Origin of the sequence: Streptomyces sp. NPDC090798, from assembly GCF_044768965.1 — a bacterium.
Taxonomy (GTDB): domain Bacteria; phylum Actinomycetota; class Actinomycetes; order Streptomycetales; family Streptomycetaceae; genus Streptomyces.
The window spans coordinates 113,996-134,661 of the sequence record NZ_JBIVXA010000027.1; the positions used below are offsets into that span (position 1 = coordinate 113,996).

Below are 20,666 nucleotides of genomic sequence, written 5' to 3' on the forward strand. Positions count from 1 at the left end.
CTTGGCCTTCCGGCCTCCACACTGTTGATGAACGCCCGGTGGAAATGCGGGTAACACCCCGTGTCGTCGAAGTAAGCGCATACCGACCGCTCAGTTTGGTGAAAGCCCCACGCATCCCGGCTACCTGCGAGTAGCGTGCGTGCCTCGCCCACCCCCCAACTCCCTGCGGTCCGCACCGGGCCCGAGCCACGCAAGGAGATCACGGGATGCAAGACGCGTTCTCGTCCCCCGAGTACCAGACACGGCATCAGCCGCCGTACGACCCGCTCCACCCACCGCCGCACCCGTCCCCGTCCCCCCACCACACGCCCCCCTCGCACCTCACCTATCCCTGGCAACCGCAGCCCCGGCCACCCGAGCCCGAAAGAAGGCGACAGCCACGTCACCAGGCACTCGGCAGGCACAGCGACATCCGCGTCCTGCGCGGCGCCTACCGCTGGCAACGGCGGGTCGCGACACTCACCGCACTCGGCTACTTCACCCTCTTCCTCCTCCTGTCGGCGTTCGCGCCGGGACTGATGACGAGCGAAGTCTCCGGCGGACTGCCGACCGGACTGCTGCTCGGCCTGCTCCAGGTGCCGGTGACCTGCCTGGCGATCGGGCTGTACGAGTACACGGCGCGCCGGCGCGTCGACCCGATCGCGGACCGGATCCGCCGGCAGACCCAGCTGGACGCGAAGCGGGAGGCGACCCGATGAGCCAGGTGACCGAGGTGACCGCCCTGACGAGCATGGTCGGGTTCAGCAGTTCCGCACGGGCCATGTCACTGGTGGCGTTCACGGCCGTCGCCACGATCACGCTGCTGCTGTGCGTGATGACCGGGCCGGACCGCGACGACCTCGACGAGTTCTACACGGGCTACGGCTCCCTGTCGCCGATGCGCAACGGCCTCGCCATCGCCGGGGACTACATCTCCGCCGCGACCGTCCTCGGCACCGGCGGCGTCATCGCCCTGGCCGGGTACGACGGTGTCGTCCTCGCCCTCAGCACCGCCCTGTCCCTGATGCTGCTGATGTTCCTGCTGGCCGAACCGCTGCGCAACGCGGGCCGGTTCACCATGGGCGACGCGCTCGCCCGACGGATGCCGGGACGCGCGGTGCGCATCACGGCGTGCGCCGCGACCCTCGTCGCCCTGCTGCCGCTGATGCTGGTCCAACTCGCCGGCGCGGGCGATCTACTGGCCTTCATCCTCGGTTTCTCCAGCGACTCCCTCAAGACCGGCTGCATCATCGGCCTCGGCACGCTGATGATCAGCTACGCGGCGATCGGCGGCATGAAGGGCACCGCCCTCATCCAGATCCTGAAGATCGTGATGCTGCTCGGCTCGGGCACCGTGGTCGCCGCCCTCATCCTGCAGCGCTTCGGCTGGGACCCCGGGGCCCTGTTCGACACCGCCGCCCGCAACAGCGGCGTCGGGACCGCCTTCCTGCACTCCGGCCTGCAGTTCACGGGCGGCCCCAACCCCCGTATCGACATGATCAGTTCGGAGCTGACCGTGGTCCTCGGCGGCGCCTGCCTGCCACACGTCACCATGCGCATGTACACCGCGGGCAGCGCCCGTCAGGTCCGCCGCTCGATGTCCTGGGCGGTGCCCTGCGTGGCCGTCTTCGTGCTGGTCATCACGGTCGTCGGGTTCGGGGCCACGGCGCTGATCGGACGGTCCGTGATCGCGGGCGCCGACCCACAGGGCAACACGGCGTACCTGCTGGGCTCCAGGGCCGCGTTCGGACCGGACGTGTCGACGGCCGAGACCCTCCTCTTCACGACCGTGACGACGGCGATCTTCCTCACGCTCCTCGCCTCGGTCGCCGGGATGATCCTCGCCTGCGCCAACTCCCTCGCCCACGACGTGTTCGCCGGGCGGATCCGGGAGCTGTCCCCGCGCCGCGAGATGACCCTCGCCCGGGTCTCCGCACTCGCGGTCGGCGCACTGGCGATCCTGCTCGCCACCCTCGTCCAGCACCGCAGCCTGCAACCCCTGATCACGCTGTCGTTCTGCCTGGGCGCCTCGGCCATAGCGCCCGCGCTGGTCTACGGCCTCTTCTGGCGCCGCTACACCCGCACGGGCCTCCTGTGCACCCTCATCGGCGGAACACTGACCGTCCTGATCCTCATGACCGGCACCAACCTGGTCTCCGGCTCCCCCACCTCGGCCTTCCCCGAGGCCGACTTCAACTGGTTCCCGTTCACCACCACCGGCCTCGTGTCCATTCCCCTGGGCTTCGCCTACGGGTGGCTGGGGACGGTGGTCTCCGGGCGCCGCAAGGCGGAGGAACAGCGCAGACAGTACGAGGCGGTGGAGGGGTGGATCCTGGCGGGGGCGGTACGGAGGACCCCGTAAGGGACAGCGCCCCCTCCCGCTACTCCACAGGCGCCCGCCCGGTCAGCGCGGTCAGACTGCTCCGTACGTGATCCATCTGCGCCCGTACGGCGTCCCACCGCTCCCCGTGCTCGCGCAGCACCCGCTCCGTCTCACGAGCGATCCGATCCTCATGAACACGAGCCCCGGCCAACACCTCAGCTGCCTGTGCCATCGCGTCCTCCTGCCCGTGCCGAGCGAACTCCTCGGCCTCGGCCAGAGCACGCTCGGCCTCGGCCAACGCGGCCTCGGCGCGCGCCCCCCGCTCCACGTGGTGCGCGTCGAGCGCGGCCGCCCGCTCCGCCGCAGCCCGCTCCGCCTCCTCCCAGCGTTCGGCGTGCTCCTTCTCCTGCTCGACCAGGAGACCTTCGGTGCGCTGCCGCACCTCGCGCAGCGCCGCCAGCGCCTCCCCCCGGCCCTCCTTGACCGCGCGACGGGCGGCGATCCGCATCTCGTCGGCCTCGGTTCGGGCGGCGAGGAGACGGTGCCGGGCGCGTTCCTCGGCCTCGCCGCGCAGCTCGTCGGCGTACGCCTGCGCCGCCTCACGCATCCGCCGCCCCTCCGCCTCGGCCTCCTCCACGGCCAGCCGGGCCGCGCTGCGCGCGTTCTCGCGCACCGCCGCGGCCTCCTCCTCGCCGAGCTCGCGGATCCGGCAGGCGCGCTCGCCGAGCGTCTCGTACGTCTGCGGGGCCAGCCGCGCCACGACCTCCCGCAGCCGCTCGACCTCCGCGTCCATCTCCTTGGCCAGGACGGTCAGCCGGGCGGCCCGTTCCCAGGCGGTGTCGCGGCCCCGCGAGAGCGCAGCGAAGTACGCGTCGACCTGCTCGGGACGGTAACCGCGCCCCCGTACGGCCACGAAGCCGTGCGGCGACACCGATGCGCTGCTCATCCCTGAACCCCTCTCCACTGTGCGACGTACAACACGATTTGGCGCACATCTTGGTGGATCAGGCGTAAGTGTTCATAACGCGACACTCCGCGCATTCGTAGCGGTCAGCTGCGTAGAAAAATGGGTTGGACCCGGTCATACGACCGGGTCCAACCCTTTCAGTTCCCTGACGGGCACTCAGCGGCGCATCACAGCAAGCCGTCCCACATCTGCTCCAGCAGCACCGACCACCAGCTCTCCGGCGAGCCGAGCGCCGCCGGGTCGAGCGAGGCGAGCTGTGCCTGGAAGTCGAGGGTCCAGCGGCCCGCCTGCTCCTGGTTGAGCCCGAACCGCAGCCGCCACATCCGGCCGAGCAGCGCCAGACAGCGCGCGAACTCGGGCAGCCCCGTGTTCACGAACTGCGGCGCCACCGAGGCACCGCCCGGACCCGCCTCCACCGGCACGGCCACGATGTTCGCGGTGCCGTACTGGACACAGATCGCCTTGCCGAAGTCACTGCCCATGACGAGGTACGAGCCCGCGTCCGCGGCCGGCCGCACCCCGCGCTCCTGCGCCAGCTCGGCGAGCGTCGGCACCGGACGGCCCGGTTGCGCCTGCGCCCAGAAGAACGGGCCCATGTCGACCGGCAGTCCGGCCACCACCAGCGTGTGCGCCACGATGTTCGGCACGCCCTGCCGCGACACCGCGGCCTGGTCGAACCGGAACAGGCCCGGCCCGAACGCCGCCGCCAGCTCCTGCCCGATCGCCTCCGGCGCAACCGGCGGCGCGGGCTGCACCGGCGGAATCGGCGCCCGCACCGGCGCCGGACGCGCGGGACCGTCCGCCACCTGGTGCAACTCGCCCTGGTGCGCGAGGAGCTGGCGCATGCCCTGCTGACGGCTCGCGTGATCCGTGCCGTACGGCGCGATGCTGGTGATCCGCGCCTGCGGCCAGCTCTCCCGGATCATCCGCGCGCAGTACGCACCCGGCAGCTCGCACGACTCCAACTCCGTGTGCAGCTCCAGCACTTGCTGCGGCGGCACGTTCATCGCGCGCAGCTCGTGCAGGATCTGCCACTCCGGGTGCGGGGTCCCCGGCGCGGAGCGCCGGATCAACTGCTGCTCGGAACCGTCCTGCGCGCGGTAACGCAGTACGGCCTGATACCCCGGCCCGACGGTCGGCTGACCGGCCTGCGGGTAGCCGTACGCCGGAGGCTGCTGCCCCGGGGGCAGCGACTGCCCGGGCACGGGCTGACCGGGCATGGGCTGACCGGGCATGGGCTGACCGGGCACGGGCTGACCGGGCACGGGCTGCGGCGCGCCCGGGGGCATGCCGGGGGCCTGCGGGGGCGGCGGTACGCCGGGACCGGCGACCGGGGGGCCGACCGGCGGACCGGCCAGCACGGTGGCGGCGTGATGGACACCGCCCGGGGGCGGGGTGCCCGGAGGCTGCGGCGCACCCGGCGCGCCGGGCGCACCCGGAGGCTGGGGCGCGCCGGGAGCGCCCACGGGCGGACCCGCCAGCATGGTCGCGGCGTGATGGACACCCCCGGGAGGCGTACCACCCGGAGGCTGCGGAGCGCCGGGCGCGGCAGGCGCACCGGGAACTCCGGGCCCGTTCGGACCGAGCTGCGAGACGAGCTGCGTCGGTACGTACCCGCCCGCCGGGGTGCCCGGAGCGCCGGGCCCGGACGACGGCGGCGGGGGCGGAGGCGGCGGGGCGCTCCCCGGCCGCGCACCCGGTACGCCCGGGGCGCTCGGCGGAGGCGGCGCGCTCACGCCACCACCCCGCGCACCCCTGGGCGGCGCCTGTGCCTTGCTGGTCGCGGCGTCGGCGATGTCACCGGCGTTCGGCGGCAGCGGCCGCGGCGGCGCGACGGGAGCCTGTCCCTGCGGGTACCCGTACCCGGGCGCACCGGGCGGGGGCGTGCCCTGCGGACCGCCCGGAGGCGGAGGGGGAGGAGGCGGCGTCCCGGGAGCACCACCGGGCCCCTGCGGGTAGCCGTACGCGGCCGGCGGTCCGGCAGGAGGCGCGCCCTGCGGACCACCAGGACCCGGCACACCCGGAACCGGCACACCAGGAGCCGGAGCACCAGAAACCGGCACACCCGGAGGCGGCGTGCCCGGCGCACCCGGGCCGGCCTGCGGGTAGCCGTACGACGGCGGGGTCGCGCGGTCGTCGACCGCGGGGGCCTGCGCCGTGCGCGGGAGTTGGCTGCCGCCGGACATCAGGGCCGTCTTGGCGTCCGGGGTCACACCGGGCGGCGTACCCGGACCCGCCTGGTCGTCGACGTCGGTCAGCTGCGGCGCGAACACGGTCGCCGGCAGCGGCACGGAACGGTCCTCGCCCCCGTCCCCGGCGGTGTCCGTCCCCGCCCACGGAGTCGCCGAAGCGGGCACGCCCGGCGCCCCCACGGCATCCCGCGGACCCGCGTCCCGCTCGTCACCGGCCGCGGCGGCGGGCCACGGCGGCGGCGCGTCCGAAGGAGAAGAAGGAGAAGAGGGAGAAGGCGTCGCCGAACCACCGGCCGCGGAAGCCCCGTTGGCGTGGGCGCCCGCACCGGGGCCCGCACCGTTGGCACCACCGGACGTCGCACCCGCCCGCCGATCCGGAATGCCCAGCTTGTCCGCCGCCTCCTGCAACCACTCCGGAGGGCTCAGCAAGAACGACGTCTGGTTCAGATCGACCCGGGCCGGGGGCGCCGGAGCCACTTCCGGGGACGCCTGCGGCACCCCGTACTCCTCCTCGTACCGGCGGATCACCTCACCGACCGGCAGCCCGGGCCAGAGCGTCGCCTCCCCGCTGTCCCGCGCGATGACGAGCCGCTGCGCGCCCCCGTCGGAACGCGGACCGTCGACGCGGTCCTCGGCCCACACCACGAACCCGAGTTCGAACTCCCGCACCCGCACCTCACGGTGCTGGTACCCGGGCACCTCGCCGTTGATCCACTCTTCCGCGCGCTCCTGCGCCTGCGCGAAGGTCACCATCGGACGTTCACTCCCCCAGGGAAGAGACGGGAACGGCGCGCGCGAAGCCACCGTCCACCATCAGGTTCGCCACCGTCTCCAACTCCGGCGGATTACCCGCGAGCCGGGACAGGAACTGGTCGAAGTCGGCGCCGCAGGGCAGCAACAGCCGCTGCACGCGCTCGGCCGGCGGCCAGGCGTCCTGGTCGCGGGCATCGTCGTACGCACAGAACCAGACCGACCCGATCGCGTCACCCTTCACCTTGACGGCGAGCAGGCCACCCTGCACGAATCCGACGCACAGATAGTCCTTGGTCAGATGGTCGCGCAGGCACTTGTTGATGTAGACGAGGTCGTTCACGGCGGCTTCCTCGCGCACCGTGAAGAACGGCTGGTCCACCAGCAGACCCAGCTCCGCGTCGAGCGCGGCACCGATCGGCGCGCACCCGCCCGCGGCCTTCAGGAAGGACCGATAGGCACCCGGCAGCCGATAGCCGAGATCCTCCTCGACCCCGAGCACCTGCTGCTCGCTCACCGCGACCGACGACTTCGGCAGCCCGAAGTGCGCGGGCCGCGTGTCCTGCAACGGACGCGTCCCCCGCTTCCCGTGATCGACGGCCGCCGTCGCGATACCGCCGTGATGCCGCAACAGCGCCTTGACCTCCACCGGCACAAGCTCCAGGCGCCGGGTGCCCCGCGCGTGATGCCAGGTCCAGCCATGCGGAGTGGCCACGGGCGCAATCGTGTCCCACAGGTCGTGCCCCGCGGCGGCGAGCGCGGCGTTCGCCGACACGTAGTCCGTCAACCGCAGTTCGTCCACGCCGAAACCCTCCGGGGGTTCGGCGATCTCCGCGGCGGCACGCGCGTACGGCGAGAAGTCGGGATAGCCGTGCGCGTCGACCCGGACACCCCTGGGGTGGCGAGCGGCCCGGACCGGATCCGGGAAATGCACGACCTGCCCGGCGTAGGCCGCGTTCGGCGGCGCGGCTTGCTGCCCGAGCCGACCTGTCGTCATGGCGGTTGCCCCCTGCGGCGTTCTCAATAGCTGTATGGATCGCGGATATCGACAGCCTATGCGGTAGGAAGACACCGGTCACCGGACCTCCGGTTCCGTGACCTGCCGTCACCCCGCCGTGACGGTACGACGAAGCCCGGGCGTGTCGCGCGCCCCAGCTTCCGCACCCGCCACGCCATTTGGCAGTCTGTAGCCGCATCGGGGGATGCATGGGAGGGAAGAACGATCATGAACGCGACACATACGGGCACGTCCGGGGACCCGCGGGTCGGCTGGAGCAGTGCCGAGGCAGCCCACGCGCCCACCCTCCTGCACCGCCGCGACGGCATACTTCCCACCGTCGCCGCCGCCCTCTCCGTACGCGGCGCCACCCTCACCGGCACCGCCGCCCGCGGCGACCAGCCACCCGCCCTTCACCCGCTGGTCCAGGACTTCCTCGACACCCTCACCAGCGCGCAACGCGACCGCTTCACCGGCCGCTGCGCCGAGGCGATCCTCATCTCCCGGCACATCGCCACCGTCGACGCCACCCGCAGCAAACGCGCCGCCCGCAAGCCGATGACCAACGGCGAGGCACGCAAGGCCCTCAGACAGGCCAAACTCACCGCACGCCGCATCCGCGAGGACGGCGACCCGCTGCACGGCAGCTTCGCCGCGCCCTGCCGCGCCTGCACGGCGCTCAGCGACCACTTCGGCGTCCGCGTCGTCGACCCGACGGCGACGACCGGCGCCTCCTGAACTCCCCCATCCCCGCACACGTACGTACGACGGCGCCCCCGCCAGCGCGCCGATGTCCCGACCCTCGACGAACGAAGGGCAGATGCACGCCGACCGCTCCTCCACCACACGCTTCTCCGTACCCGTGGACGCCGCGCTGCGCTCCGCGGGGTGGCAGCCCGGGCGCTGGGACATAAAGCAGGCCGAGTACTGGGCCGACGCGCTACGGGGACACGAGTCGTCCGCGGGGCACCGGCACGCCGTGTTCCCCGCGGCGGTGGAGGCATGGGCGGAATTCGGCGGACTGCGCGTGAAGCCCTCCGGGCCCGGCCGCCAGCTCGCCCCCACCGCGCTCCACTTCGACCCCCTGCACGGCCTCCACATGGCCCGCACACTCGGCGACCTCGGCCGCGCCCTGGACACCGAGGTCTGCCCACTCGGCGAGGAGTCCGACTCCCGCGCCCTGCTCGCCATCGACTCCGAGGGCCGCGTCTACGCACTCGACCACACCGGGGACTGGTACCTGGGCCCCGAGATCGACACCGCCCTCACCACCCTCCTGTCAGGCATCGCCCCAGTCCGCCTGACCGCGGGCTGACCGCGGGAGGGTTCCTCCACTGCGGGTGAGTGGGGGTTGCGCGCGCAGTTCGTTCGACCGCGGGCCGGTGGTGGCTGGTCGCGCAGTTCCCCGCGCCCCTAAGAGCCTCCGGCTCGTCCGGCGTCTACGGGCGAGGCCGTTCTAGCCCGACGCAGGGGGCCGGGGCGCAGCCCCGCCCCTCAGGGGCGCGGGGAACTGTGCGCCAAGCCCCCACCCACCCGCAGCCGACGAGCCCGCCGAAGGCTTACGCCTCCGCAGGAATTACCGCCGACACCCGGAACCCACCCGAATCCGTCGGCCCGGACACGAACACTCCCCCCAGCGCGGCAACCCGCTCCTTCATCCCCACCAGGCCGTTACCACCACTGGGCAGATGCATCGCCGACGCCGACCCCGGCTCCGGCGGACACTCGTTCTCGACCTGCATCGCGATCTCCGCGTCCCGATGAGCCAGCCGGACATACGTCTTCGCCCCCGCCGCATGCTTGTGCACGTTGGTCAGAGCCTCCTGAACCACCCGGTACGCCGTCTGCTCGATCTCCGCCGCGTACCCCCGGGTGTCACCCTCCACCGAGAGATCCACCACCATCCCCGCAGCCGCCGACTGCCCGACCAACTCGTCCAGCTCGGCAAGACTCGGCCCCTCGGCCCCGTCATCCACCGCCCGCGAGGCCGCCGCCGCAGCCGCCATCCCCACGGCCGCCAACGGCACCGCCCGCACCCGCACGGACGACAACCCGTCCCCCGTACGCAGCACACCCAGCATCTCGCGCAACTCCGTCAACGCCTGCCGCCCCATGTCCCCCACCAGCGCGGCGTTCTTCACGGCCTTCTCGGGATCCTTCCGCGCCACGGCCTGCAGCGCCGCCGCGTGCACCACCATCAACGACACCCGGTGCGCCACCACATCGTGCATCTCACGCGCGATCCGCGTCCGCTCCTCGTTGCGCGCCCACTCCGCCCGCTCCTCGGCCCGCTCGGCGAGCAACTGCAACTCCCGCTCCAACGAGTCCGCCCGCTCCCGCAGGCTCTCCATCAGCCGCCGCCGGGCCCCCACGTACAGCCCGAGCAGGACGGGCGGCGCGGTCATCCCGATCGCGGTCGTGATGGAGACGAACGGAACGAACCAGTCCCCCATCGTCACGTCCCCACGCACCATGCCCTGGTGCGCACGCACGAACGTGACGATCAGCATCCCCGCGAAGGACATCCCCGCGAGCGCCCCGATCATCCGGCGCGGCAGCTCGGACGCGGCGAGCGTGTACAGCCCGACGAGTCCCATCAGGAACCCCATCTGGGCGGGCGTGATGGCGATCGACACCAGCACGACCGCGATCGGCCAGCGGCGGCGCAACAGCAGCACGAAGCCGGCGACCAGCCCGAACGCCATGCCCACCGCAACCGGCAGACCCGCGTCGCGCGCGAACGGAATCCCCTCGATCCCGCACTCCACCGCCGACACCGACGCGAGGCTCGCGTCCAGCACGGCACTACGCCATCTGACCCACCACCACGGCCCGCTACCGGCCGCGGTGTGCTCTTCCCCCGTCGTGGTCATGCGTCCAGCCTACGTTCGCACCCCGCCCCATTTCCGGTGACTTTCACCTCCTGATCTACACCACGCTCCGCAATCGAACAGAAGCGAAACCCACCGGTATCCCGCGAACTGCTGATTCCCTCACGGTTCACCCCCGGAAGATCACATTCCGCCCGGACGGTATGCCCATGGCACATCCACAGAACAAGTACGCGGATTTCGAGACCTTGCGCGAACGAGCGATCGCGCTGCGCCGGGCGGGACTCAGCCTCCGGCAGATCCGGGACGAACTTCAGGTCCACAACAAGGAGACCCTCCAACGCCTCGTCACGGGCGAGCCGCCCCCGGAGTGGACGAAGCGTCCGACCGCGAAGGACGACCTGCGGGACAGGGCTCGTGAGCTGCGGGGGCAGGGCTGGACGTACAACGAGATCCAGGCGGAGCCGGGCTGCTCGAAGAGTTCGGTTCGCTGTGGGTGCGGGATCTTCCCCACCCGGAACCCCGTTGCACCCCGGAGGAACAGCGAGCCCGCATGAACGCGGGGCTCGCACGACTGCGCGCCGAGCAGGACCGGGTACGCGAGGAAACCAAGCGAGCAGCGGCCGCAGCCATCGGGAAACTCACCTGGGCCGAGGGCACCAAGGACAAGCCGTACAGCCGCCGCGAACGTCGGCAACACCTAGAGGGGGTGTCTCGTGATCTACGTTCTCCAGAGCGCCGATCCGTACCGTCGCATCGAGGGTGCCTGGTACGGCATAGTGTTGGGTGTCGGCTCGGCGACCTGACCAATTGTCCGGTTTAGTCGAGTTTCATCCCCCGTGGTGTAATTGGCAGCACTGTGGCTTTTGGTGCCATCTGTCCGGGTTCAAGTCCTGGCGGGGGAGCAAGGCTCAGTTCGGGCCCTGACAGCACTGTCAGGGCCCGCTCTCATGTCCCCCCTGAAACGCCCCGGTATCCTGCGGATGTCCACACCCCAGCCATCCGAAGCCGAAGGGCATATCCGTGAGCGTCAATCCTCCGGCAGCCGTCGTCGTTCTCGCAGCGGGTGAGGGCACCCGTATGAAGTCGGCCACACCCAAGGTCCTGCACGAACTGTGCGGCCGCTCCCTGGTCGGCCATGTGCTCGCGGCCGCGCGCGCGTTGGAGCCCGAGAACCTGGTCGTCGTGGTGGGTCACGCCCGCGAGAAGGTCACCGCGCACCTCGCCGAGATCGACCCCGGCGTACGGACGGCCGTACAGGCGGAGCAGAACGGCACCGGCCACGCCGTACGGATGGGCCTGGAGGAGCTGGGCGGCGGCGTCGACGGCACCGTCGTCGTGGTCTGCGGCGACACCCCGCTGCTCAGCGGCGAGACCCTGCGGCAGCTCGCCGCCACCCACACCGCCGACGGCAACGCCGTCACCGTGCTCACCGCCGAGGTCCCCGACGCCACCGGCTACGGCCGCATCGTGCGGGACGGCGTCAGCGGCGCGGTCACCGCGATCGTCGAGCACAAGGACGCGAACGAGTCGCAGCGCGCGATCCGTGAGATCAACTCCGGGGTCTTCGCCTTCGACGGGCAGCTCCTCGCGGACGCGCTCGGGAAGGTGCGGACGGACAACAGCCAGGGTGAGGAGTACCTGACCGACGTCCTCGGGATCCTGCGCGAGGCCGGGCACCGGGTCGGGGCGGCCGTGGCCGGCGACCACCGCGAGATCGCCGGTATCAACAACCGTGTCCAGCTCGCCGAGGCCCGCCGCATCCTCAACGACCGGCTGCTCACCGAGGCCATGCTCGGCGGAGTGACCGTCGTCGACCCCGCCTCGACCTGGATCGACGTGACCGTCACCTTCGAGCAGGACGCGATCGTCCACCCGGGCACCCAGCTCCAGGGCGCCACACACCTCGCCGAGGGCGCCGAGGTCGGCCCCAACTCCCGCCTCAAGGACACCACGGTGGGCGCGGGGGCCCGTGTCGACAACACCGTCGCCAACGGCGCCGAGGTCGGGCCGCAGGCGAGCGTGGGCCCGTTCGCGTATCTCCGTCCGGGCACGCGCCTCGGCCTGAAGGCCAAGATCGGCACGTACGTGGAGACGAAGAACGCCACGATCGGCGAGGGCACCAAGATCCCGCACCTGTCCTACGTGGGCGACGCGACGATCGGTGAGTACTCGAACATCGGTGCGGCGAGCGTCTTCGTGAACTACGACGGGCAGGAGAAGCACCACACCACCGTGGGCTCCCACTGCCGTACCGGTTCGGACAACATGTTTGTGGCTCCTGTCACGGTCGGGGACGGCGCGTACACCGCGGCGGGCTCCGTGATCACCAAGGACGTACCACCCGGTTCGCTGGCCGTGGCCCGTGGCCAGCAGCGGAATATCGAGGGTTGGGTGGCCCGCAAGCGTCCCGGGAGCGCGGCCGCGAAGGCGGCGGAGGCGACCTCCCGGGAGCCGGAAGGCGAAGCCTGACCGGAATCAGGTACGTCCGACACGGCGTACCGTGATAAGTGCACGCCCGCATAAATGCGTACCCGCACCCCCAGCTGAGAAGGCTTCTCGCGCTCCAGTTGAGAAGACTCCTCATGCCCCAGCTGAGACACCTCTGAGGAGACAGTGCTGTGACCGGGTTCAAGACGACCGGCGAGAAGAAGATGATGTTCTTCTCCGGCCGCGCCCACCCCGAGCTTGCCGAGGAGGTCGCCCACAAGCTGGGTGTCGGGGTCGTCCCGACGAAGGCCTTCGACTTCGCCAACGGTGAGATCTACGTCCGCTACCAGGAGTCCGCGCGCGGCGCCGACTGCTTCCTGATGCAGAGCCACACGGCTCCCATCAACAAGTGGATCATGGAGCAGTTGATCATGATCGACGCTCTGAAGCGGGCCTCCGCGCGAAGCATCACCGTGATCGTGCCCTTCTACGGTTACGCGCGGCAGGACAAGAAGCACCGTGGACGTGAACCGATCTCGGCGCGCCTGATCGCCGACCTGATGAAGACGGCGGGCGCCGACCGGATCCTCACGGTCGACCTGCACACCGACCAGATCCAGGGCTTCTTCGACGGTCCGGTCGACCACCTCTTCGCGCTGCCGATCCTGGCGGACTACGTGGGGGCGAAGGTCGACAAGTCGAAGCTCACCGTCGTCTCCCCGGACGCCGGCCGGGTGCGCGTCGCCGACCGCTGGTGCGACCGCCTGGACGCCCCACTGGCGATCGTGCACAAGCGCCGCGACAAGGACGTCGCCAACCAGGTCACCGTCCACGAGGTCGTCGGTGATGTGAAGGGCCGCGTCTGTGTCCTCGTCGACGACATGATCGACACCGGTGGCACGATCTGCGCCGCCGCCGACGCCCTCTTCGCGCACGGCGCGGAGGACGTCATCGTCACGGCCACGCACGGTGTGCTCTCCGGCCCCGCGGCCGACCGTCTGAAGAACTCCAAGGTCAGCGAGTTCATCTTCACGGACACCCTGCCGACCCCGGGCGAGCTGGAGCTCGACAAGATCACGGTCCTGTCGATCGCGCCGACGATCGCCAACGCGGTCCGTGAGGTCTTCGAGGACGGCTCGGTGACGAGCCTGTTCGAGGAGCAGTAGGAGGACCGGCGCGGGACCGGTGGACGGTCCTCGCCTAGATCGATTTCTGGTACGGCCTTCCCGCCCAGTAAGCTGTCACAGTTGCTCGGCGAGGGAGGCCGTACCGCTTGAAAAGGCGTGTGCGGCGGTCCGTTATCGACGCGCTCTTCGTAGCAGGCCGATTGTTTGGCCGGGTGACCCCCTTCCCCAGATCTACGAGGAGTGCACATGTCCGAGATCAAGCTCGCCGCCGAGACCCGTACCGAGTTCGGCAAGGGCGCCGCCCGCCGCATCCGCCGTGACAGCAAGGTTCCCGCCGTGGTCTACGGCCACGGTGCCGAGCCCGTCCACATCACGCTGCCGGGCCACGAGCTGCTGCTCGCCCTGCGCACCCCGAACGTCCTGCTCTCCCTGGACATCGAGGGCAAGACCCAGCTGGCGATCCCGAAGGCCGTCCAGCGCGACGCCATCAAGGGCTTCCTCGAGCACGTCGACCTGCTCCTCGTGAAGCGCGGCGAGAAGGTCACCGTCGAGGTCTTCGTGCAGACCGAGGGCGAGCTCGCCCCGGGCAGCTTCCTGCTCGAGCACGTGCTGAACACCCTCACGGTCGAGGCCGAGGCCACCCACATCCCGGAGTCGGTCACCGTCTCCATCGAGGGCCTGGAGGCCGGTGCCTCCATCCACGCCAAGGACATCCCGCTGCCCAAGGGCACCACGCTGGCGATCGACGAGGACGCGGTCGTCCTGCAGGTCCTGTCCGCCCAGGCGGAGGAGCCGTCCGAGGGCGAAGCCGCGGGCGACGAGGCCGCCGAAGCCTGATCGGCCTGATTCCCCCGGAATCTTCATCTGTGTCAGCCGCCGCTCCCCTCCGGAGCGGCGGCTGCCGCGTATCAAGGACACATGGGAGACACCGACGTGACGACCGACGCCAACGCCCCCTGGCTGATCGTGGGCCTCGGCAACCCCGGCCCCGAGTACGCCATGAACCGGCACAACGTGGGCTTCATGGTCGCCGACCTGCTGGCGGAGCGGATCGGCGGCAGGTTCAAGCGGGCCGGCAAGGCACAGGCGCAGGTGATCGAGGGGCGCATCGGCCCGCCGGGTCCGGCGAACCGCCGGGTGATCCTGGCCAAGCCGATGTCGTACATGAACCTGTCCGGCGGCCCGGTGACCGCGCTGCGGGACTTCTACAAGGTGCCGACGGCGAACATCGTCGCGATCCATGACGAGCTGGACATCGACTACGGCGTCCTGCGCCTGAAGTTCGGCGGTGGCGACAACGGTCACAACGGGCTGAAGTCGATGACGAAGGCGATGGGCTCCGACTACCACCGGGTGCGGTTCGGCATCGGGCGTCCTCCGGGGCGGATGCAGGTCGCCGACTTCGTCCTGAAGGACTTCTCCTCGGCGGAGCGCAAGGAACTCGACTACTTCGTGGACCGGGCCTCGGACGCCGTGGAGTGCCTCGTCATCGAGGGGCTGGAGCGGGCGCAGGGCACGTACAACTCCTGAGCGGTTCCCGGGGGCGGTCGATGTACGCGTACAACTGCCGACTTGTCGCCCACCGGAACCGACCGGAGTTGACCGGGCGCGCAGCCATGGCCAAGGATCGCCGCCATGCCTGCCGTCGCCGCACATCGAGGCTCCCGTCGGAGCGCACATCCGGCGCTGCGGTTCGGGCGGTTCGCGGCGATGAGTACGGTCGCGGCGCTGATCCTGATCGCGGGCGTCTGGGGTTCCTGGGGCACGGCCCAGCACGTGATGCTGAGCAAGGGCCGGGAGCAGGGGACGATGACGGTGACCGAGTGCTCCGGCGATGTCTGTACGGGGACGTACGCGCCGACCTCGACGGGGTCGCGGGCGCGGGCGCGCGTCACCATCGACGAGGCGGTCGCGGTGCGCAAGGGCCGGACGTACACGGTGACCGTGAAGCCCGGGAGCAGTGATGTCGTCCGAAGCGGTCCGGCGGGCGTTCTCTACGCCTGGGTCCCGCTGGGGGGCGCTCTGTTGCTCGCCTCGGTGGTGGTGGCGGGTGGTCTGCGGCTGCGGCGGGCGGCGTGGGTGCTGGCGGGGGTGGGGATCGCGCAGCTGACGGCCACGTTCCTGCTTCTGTGACCTGGTCTTGAAGTGACGGGCGCTTGAAATGAGGGGTGCCCCGCGTTCGTACGAACGCGGGGCACCCCTTTGCGTGAGTCCCGCGGGTGTCAGCCGGTGTTGCGCAGTCCGGCCGCCACACCGTTGACCGTCAGGAGCAGGGCGCGCGAGAGCAGCGGGTCCGGCTCGGCGCCGGCCGCGGCCTCGTCGCGCTGGCGCTTGAGGAGCGCGACCTGGAGGTAGGAGATCGGGTCCAGGTAGGCGTCGCGGATGGAGAAGGTCTGCTGGAGGACCGGGTTGGTGTCCAGGAGCTTCTTGCCGCCGGTGACGCGCAGTACCTCGCGGACGGTCAGCTCGTGTTCGGCCTCGATGGTGGCGAAGACGTGCTTGAGCTCGTCGGGGACGAGGGTGTCGACGTAGTGGCGGGCGATCCGCAGGTCGGTCTTCGCGAGGGTCATCTCGACGTTGGAGATGAAGTTCCGGAAGAAGTGCCACTGTTCGTGCATCTCGTCGAGCACGGTGTCCAGGCCCGATTCGCGCAGGGCCTTGAGGCCGGCGCCGACGCCGAACCAGCCGGGCACGATCTGCCGTGACTGGGTCCAGCCGAAGACCCAGGGGATGGCCCTCAGGCCGTCGAGACCGGCGCCGCTGTCGGGACGGCGGGAGGGCCGCGAGCCGAGGTGGAGGTCGGCGAGCTGGTCGACGGGCGTGGCGGCGAAGAAGTACGCCGGGAGGTCCGGGTCCTCGACGAGTCGTCGGTAGGCGTTGTGGGCGGCGTCCGAGACGACGTCCATGGCCGCGTCCCAGCGGGCCAGCGCCTCGTCGGACTGACGGGGGGCGGTGTGCAGGGCGGAGGCCTGGAGGGTGGCGGCGACCGTCAGTTCCAGGTTCTCGCGGGCGAGCGAGGGCACGAGGTACTTGTCGGAGATGACCTCGCCCTGCTCGGTCACCTTGATCTCGCCCTCCAGCGTGCCCCAGGGCTGCGCGAGGATCGCGTCGTGGGAGGGGCCGCCGCCGCGGCCGACGGTGCCGCCGCGGCCGTGGAAGAGACGCAGGCGTACGCCGTAGCGGTGGGCGACGTCGCGCAGGCGGCGCTGGGCGCGGTGGATCTCCCACTGGCTGGTCGTGATGCCGCCGAACTTCGAGGAGTCGGAGTAGCCGAGCATGACCTCCTGGACGTCCCCGCGCAGCGCCACGAGGCGGCGGTAGGAGGGGTCGGAGAGCATGTCCTCGAGGATCGTGTCGGCGGCCTTCAGTTCGTCCGTCGTCTCCAGGAGCGGGACGATGCCGATCTTGGCCCAGCCGGCGTGCAGGTCGAGCAGGCCGGCCTCGCGCGCGAGTACGGCCGCGGCGAACACGTCGTCGGCGCCCTGGCACATCGAGATGATGTACGACTCGATGACCTCGGGTCCGAAGATCTCCAGGGCCTTCTTGACCGTCCCGAAGACGCCGAGGGTCTTCTCACCGGCGGCGTCGAGGGGCGCGGGGGTCGGGGCGAGGGGGCGACGGGAGCGGAGTTCCTTGGCGAGGAGCTTGGCGCGGTAGTCGCGGGGCATGTCGACGTAGCGCCAGGATTCCTCGCCGAGGCGGTCGAACAGCTGGCCGAGGGCGTGGTGGTGGGCGTCGGCGTGCTCGCGTACGTCCATGGTGGCGAGCTGGAGGCCGAAGGCGGCGAGGGTGCGGATGGTGCGGTTCATCCGGCCGTCGGCGAACAGGGCGCCGCGGTGCTCGCGCAGCGAGGTCTGGATGAGGGTGAGGTCGCGCAGGAGTTCGCCGGTGCCGAGGTAGTCGCAGCCCTCCTGGTGCGGGGTGCCCTTGGCGAGGCGCTGCTTGGTGTTCTCCAGCTTCTGCCGGATGCAGGTGGCCTTGAGCCGGTAGGGCTCCTCGGCGTTGAGGCGCTTGTAGCGGGGGCTGATCTCGGGGAGCCGCTCCAGGTCGCTCTGGAGGGATTCGAGGAGCTCCTCGGTGGCGCCGGTGTAGCGGATGGAGTTGGAGAGGAAGCCGCGGAGTTCGTCGATGACGTCGAGGGCGTCGTTGATGCCGTGTTCGTGCTGGAGGATCAGGACGTCCCAGGTGACGGCCGGGGTGACGTTCGGGTTGCCGTCGCGGTCGCCGCCGATCCAGGTGCCGAAGGTGAGCGGCCGGGTGTCGTCCGGGAGCTGCACGCCGACGCGCTCCAGCTCCGCGGTCAGATCCTCCAGGACGTCGCCCACCGCGCCGGCGTGCAGTTCGTCCAGGTAGTAGATGGCGTTGCGGGCCTCGTCCGCGGGCTCCGGGCGGACCACGCGCAGCTCGTCCGTCTGCCACACCAGGTCGATGTTCTCGGCCAGCCGGGTGTCGTAGCGGCGGCGGTCGGCCTCGATGACGGGGGTCTCGAGGAGCGCGGCGATACGGCGCAGCTTGTTGAGGACCGAACGGCGGGCGGCTTCCGTCGGGTGGGCGGTGAAGACCGGGCGGACGTTCAGGTTCTTGACGGTCTGCTTCAGGTGTTCGGGGTCGGCGTCCTTGAGCCGGTCCGCCGTTCGGGCGAGGAGTCCGCCCTCGGCGGCCCGCTTGGCGCGCAGCTCGCGACCGCGGTGCACCTGCTCGGTGACATTCGCCAGATGGAAGTACGTGGAGAAGGCGCGGACCAGCTTGGCCGCGGTCTCCAGTTCGGTGCCGCGCAGCAGCTCGGCGGCTGCCTCGCCGTCCTCGCGGGTCAGGCGGCGGACCTTCTCGACCAGTTCCAGGAGCTCGGGGCCCTCCTGACGGACGAGGGTCTCACCGAGCAGGTCGCCCAGGCGGCGGATGTCGGCGCGCAGCTCGCTGCTGGTCGTCGTGGTCTGGTCGTCGGCACTGCTCACAGGTGCGGCTCCTTGCAGTGTGGAAGCTCGGCTGAAGAGTGTGGAAGCTCGTCTGAAGCTCGTCAGGGAGGGAACCCGGATGGTGACCGCGCGGCGGGGTGCCGCTTAGGGACGTGGCATCCGGGAAGAAACAGAACGGACCGCGCTGTCCGACCGAATCCAAGGATAGGTGTCCATGCGGACGCGCAGGCTGTTGGGCTCTTGCCGCCGGGCTGCGCGCTGCCATACTTACGACGCCGTAAGTTACGGATGCGTAGGGCCTCCCGTCAGCCGGCGGGAGGACTCTGAGATCCCGTGACCGGCCACCGCCCCCGCCCTCGAACCCCACAGGGGATGCTCATGCCCTCGAGTTCCGACGTGATCGACGACGTCCCGCGGTCGCCCGACGACGCCTCGCTTCCCGCCGCCACGCTGGGTGGCGAACGGAAGGGGTCACTCGAACAGATCACGCTGCTTCTCTTCATCGCTGTTCCGTTCGTAGCCCTTGTGGCAGCGGTGCCGCTGGCCTGGGGCCGGGGGGTGAGCTGGCTGGACATCGGCCTGCTGGTCTTCTTCTACTACCTGGGTTGCCACGGCGTCACGATCGGCTACCACCGCTACTTCACGCACGGCTCCTTCAAGGCGAAGCGCCCGTTGCGGATCGGGCTGGCGATCGCCGGTTCGATGGCGGTCGAGGGCCCGGTGGTCCGCTGGGTCGCCGACCACCGCAAGCACCACAAGTTCTCCGACGCCGAGGGTGATCCCCACTCGCCGTGGCGCTACGGGGAGACGGTGCCGGCCCTGATGAAGGGCTTGTGGTGGGCGCACATCGGGTGGATGTTCGACGAGGAGCGGACCTCGCAGGAGAAGTACGCGCCGGATCTGATCAAGGACCCGGCGATCCGCGCGATCTCGCGCCAGTTCATCTACTGGACGGTGCTGTCCCTCGCCCTCCCCCCGCTGATCGGCGGTCTGGCGACGATGTCCTGGTGGGGCGCGTTCACCGGCTTCTTCTGGGGCTCGCTCGTCCGGGTGGCGCTGCTGCACCACGTCACCTGGTCGATCAACTCGATCTGTCACGCGGTGGGCAAGCGCCCCTTCAAGTCGCGGGACCGCTCGGGCAACGTGTGGTGGCTGGCCGTGCTCTCCTGCGGTGAGTCCTGGCACAACCTGCACCACGCCGATCCGACCTCGGCGCGGCACGGCGTGCAGCGCGGTCAGGTCGACTCCTCGGCGCGGATCATCCGCTGGTGCGAGCAGCTCGGCTGGGCGTACGACGTGCGCTGGCCGTCACGCTCGCGTATCGATTCGAAGCGCTACACGGACGGGTCAGCCTCCCGGGGCAAGACGGAAACCGCTGACGCGGCATGATTGACGGCGTGGCGACCGACTCCAGCAGCACCCCGAGCAGCAGTGAAAAGCCGCGGCGTGCGCGCCGCACCCGCATGACCGGTGCGGAGCGCCGTCAGCAGCTGCTGGAGATCGGTCGCACCCTGTTCGCGGCGAAGGGTTTCGAGGGGACGTCGGTGGAGGAGATCGCGGCGAAGGCCGGCGTCTCCAAACCGGTGGTCTACGAGCATTTCGGCGGCAAGGAGGGGCTGTACGCGGTGGTGGTGGACCGCGAGATGCGCCGTCTGCTGGACATGGTGACCGGCTCCCTCACCGCCGGTCACCCGCGCGAGCTGTGCGAACAGGCCGCGTTCGCCCTCCTGGACTACATCGAGGAGTACACGGACGGCTTCCGTATCCTGGTCCGCGACTCGCCCATTCCCCAGTCGACGGGTTCCTTCGCGTCGCTGATCTCGGACATCGCCACCCAGGTGGAGGACATCCTGGGCCGCGAGTTCAAGCTGCGTGGCTTCGACCCGAAACTGGCTCCCCTCTACGCCCAGGCCCTGGTCGGCATGGTCGCCCTGACGGGCCAGTGGTGGCTGGACGTGCGCAAGCCCCGCAAGGCGGAGGTGGCGGCCCATCTGGTGAACCTGGCCTGGCACGGCCTGGACGGTCTGGAGCCGAAGCCGCGCTTGATCGGGCATCGCAAGTCCTAGTAGTGCTTCGTTAGGTTGTGGGCTGTCTGCGGCTGCTCCGAGGGCTGGGCAGGGGGCGTCCGCAGGTGGTGCAGGTACCGGTCCAGCA

At 70.7% G+C, this 20,666-nt stretch carries 16 protein-coding genes, 1 tRNA gene and 1 pseudogene; 13 read left to right on the top strand and 5 right to left on the bottom strand.

Annotation, left to right across the window (positions count from 1 at the left end):
- The first annotated feature begins 206 nt into the window (after window positions 1-206).
- Together ACIQTP_RS39940 and ACIQTP_RS39945 are read left to right on the top strand one after the other, a co-directional pair.
- The gene (locus ACIQTP_RS39940; protein ID WP_402042027.1) at window positions 207-698 is read left to right on the top strand and encodes a DUF485 domain-containing protein; all 492 of its coding nucleotides are present in this window, start codon (window positions 207-209) and stop codon (window positions 696-698) included.
- Window positions 699-730: 32 nt separating this feature from the next.
- Window positions 731-2,341 carry a cation acetate symporter gene (locus tag ACIQTP_RS39945; RefSeq protein WP_403409265.1) on the top strand — a complete coding sequence of 537 codons (1,611 nt, stop codon included), beginning with the start codon at window positions 731-733 and terminating at the stop codon, window positions 2,339-2,341.
- A gap of 19 nt (window positions 2,342-2,360) precedes the next feature.
- On the opposite strand, the gene ACIQTP_RS39950 is transcribed toward ACIQTP_RS39945, so the two are convergent.
- The 3 genes from ACIQTP_RS39950 to ACIQTP_RS39960 form a co-directional block, all read right to left on the bottom strand.
- Window positions 2,361-3,248 (bottom strand): DivIVA domain-containing protein, encoded by an 888-nt coding sequence (locus ACIQTP_RS39950; RefSeq protein ID WP_403409219.1) that lies wholly within the window; start codon window positions 3,246-3,248, stop codon window positions 2,361-2,363.
- 188 nt (window positions 3,249-3,436) lie between these two features.
- Entirely contained in the window at window positions 3,437-6,214 is a 2,778-nt protein-coding gene (locus tag ACIQTP_RS39955) for an SUKH-4 family immunity protein (protein ID WP_403409222.1), read from the bottom strand.
- A 7-nt stretch (window positions 6,215-6,221) separates the two neighbouring features.
- Window positions 6,222-7,208: an SMI1/KNR4 family protein gene (locus ACIQTP_RS39960; RefSeq protein WP_403409225.1), complete on the bottom strand. Its 987-nt coding sequence runs from the start codon at window positions 7,206-7,208 to the stop codon at window positions 6,222-6,224.
- Window positions 7,209-7,436: 228 nt separating this feature from the next.
- On the opposite strand from ACIQTP_RS39960, the gene ACIQTP_RS39965 reads away from it, so the two are divergent.
- Together ACIQTP_RS39965 and ACIQTP_RS39970 are read left to right on the top strand one after the other, a co-directional pair.
- Window positions 7,437-7,946, top strand: a complete 510-nt coding sequence (locus tag ACIQTP_RS39965; RefSeq protein WP_402042015.1) for a YwqJ-related putative deaminase — start codon at window positions 7,437-7,439, stop codon at window positions 7,944-7,946.
- A gap of 82 nt (window positions 7,947-8,028) precedes the next feature.
- On the top strand, window positions 8,029-8,523 hold the full coding sequence (locus ACIQTP_RS39970; protein ID WP_402042012.1) for an SUKH-3 domain-containing protein: 495 nt from the start codon (window positions 8,029-8,031) through the stop codon (window positions 8,521-8,523).
- A 244-nt stretch (window positions 8,524-8,767) separates the two neighbouring features.
- Here ACIQTP_RS39970 and ACIQTP_RS39975 read toward each other — a convergent pair whose 3' ends face one another.
- The gene (locus tag ACIQTP_RS39975) at window positions 8,768-10,081 is read right to left on the bottom strand and encodes a sensor histidine kinase (RefSeq protein WP_403409230.1); all 1,314 of its coding nucleotides are present in this window, start codon (window positions 10,079-10,081) and stop codon (window positions 8,768-8,770) included.
- A 167-nt stretch (window positions 10,082-10,248) separates the two neighbouring features.
- On the opposite strand from ACIQTP_RS39975, the pseudogene ACIQTP_RS39980 reads away from it, so the two are divergent.
- The 7 genes and pseudogenes from ACIQTP_RS39980 (at window position 10,249) to ACIQTP_RS40010 (ending at window position 15,729) form a co-directional block, all read left to right on the top strand.
- A pseudogene (locus ACIQTP_RS39980) lies at window positions 10,249-10,845 on the top strand (hypothetical protein).
- Between the two features lie 27 nt (window positions 10,846-10,872).
- Window positions 10,873-10,944: transfer RNA gene (locus ACIQTP_RS39985), tRNA-Gln, on the top strand.
- A 118-nt stretch (window positions 10,945-11,062) separates the two neighbouring features.
- Complete coding sequence (glmU, locus tag ACIQTP_RS39990) at window positions 11,063-12,511, top strand: bifunctional UDP-N-acetylglucosamine diphosphorylase/glucosamine-1-phosphate N-acetyltransferase GlmU (RefSeq protein WP_403409233.1); 1,449 nt, start codon at window positions 11,063-11,065, stop codon at window positions 12,509-12,511.
- Window positions 12,512-12,660: 149 nt separating this feature from the next.
- A complete protein-coding gene (locus ACIQTP_RS39995) occupies window positions 12,661-13,635 on the top strand; it encodes a ribose-phosphate diphosphokinase (protein ID WP_054233019.1) in 975 nt (324 codons plus the stop codon).
- A gap of 207 nt (window positions 13,636-13,842) precedes the next feature.
- A complete protein-coding gene (locus tag ACIQTP_RS40000; protein ID WP_402041999.1) occupies window positions 13,843-14,433 on the top strand; it encodes a 50S ribosomal protein L25/general stress protein Ctc in 591 nt (196 codons plus the stop codon).
- Between the two features lie 81 nt (window positions 14,434-14,514).
- Entirely contained in the window at window positions 14,515-15,126 is a 612-nt protein-coding gene (gene pth, locus ACIQTP_RS40005; protein ID WP_402041996.1) for an aminoacyl-tRNA hydrolase, read from the top strand.
- A gap of 105 nt (window positions 15,127-15,231) precedes the next feature.
- The gene (locus ACIQTP_RS40010; protein WP_403409237.1) at window positions 15,232-15,729 is read left to right on the top strand and encodes a hypothetical protein; all 498 of its coding nucleotides are present in this window, start codon (window positions 15,232-15,234) and stop codon (window positions 15,727-15,729) included.
- Window positions 15,730-15,818: 89 nt separating this feature from the next.
- Here the strand turns inward: ACIQTP_RS40010 and ppc are convergent, their stop codons facing one another.
- Complete coding sequence (gene ppc / locus ACIQTP_RS40015; protein ID WP_402041990.1) at window positions 15,819-18,551, bottom strand: phosphoenolpyruvate carboxylase; 2,733 nt, start codon at window positions 18,549-18,551, stop codon at window positions 15,819-15,821.
- 339 nt (window positions 18,552-18,890) lie between these two features.
- Between ppc and ACIQTP_RS40020 the strand changes: the two genes are divergently transcribed.
- Together ACIQTP_RS40020 and ACIQTP_RS40025 are read left to right on the top strand one after the other, a co-directional pair.
- Complete coding sequence (locus ACIQTP_RS40020) at window positions 18,891-19,901, top strand: acyl-CoA desaturase (protein WP_403409241.1); 1,011 nt, start codon at window positions 18,891-18,893, stop codon at window positions 19,899-19,901.
- The gene (locus tag ACIQTP_RS40025; RefSeq protein ID WP_054233024.1) at window positions 19,898-20,578 is read left to right on the top strand and encodes a TetR/AcrR family transcriptional regulator; all 681 of its coding nucleotides are present in this window, start codon (window positions 19,898-19,900) and stop codon (window positions 20,576-20,578) included. The genes ACIQTP_RS40020 and ACIQTP_RS40025 overlap by 4 nt, the downstream gene beginning before the upstream one ends.
- Window positions 20,579-20,666: the final 88 nt, after the last annotated feature.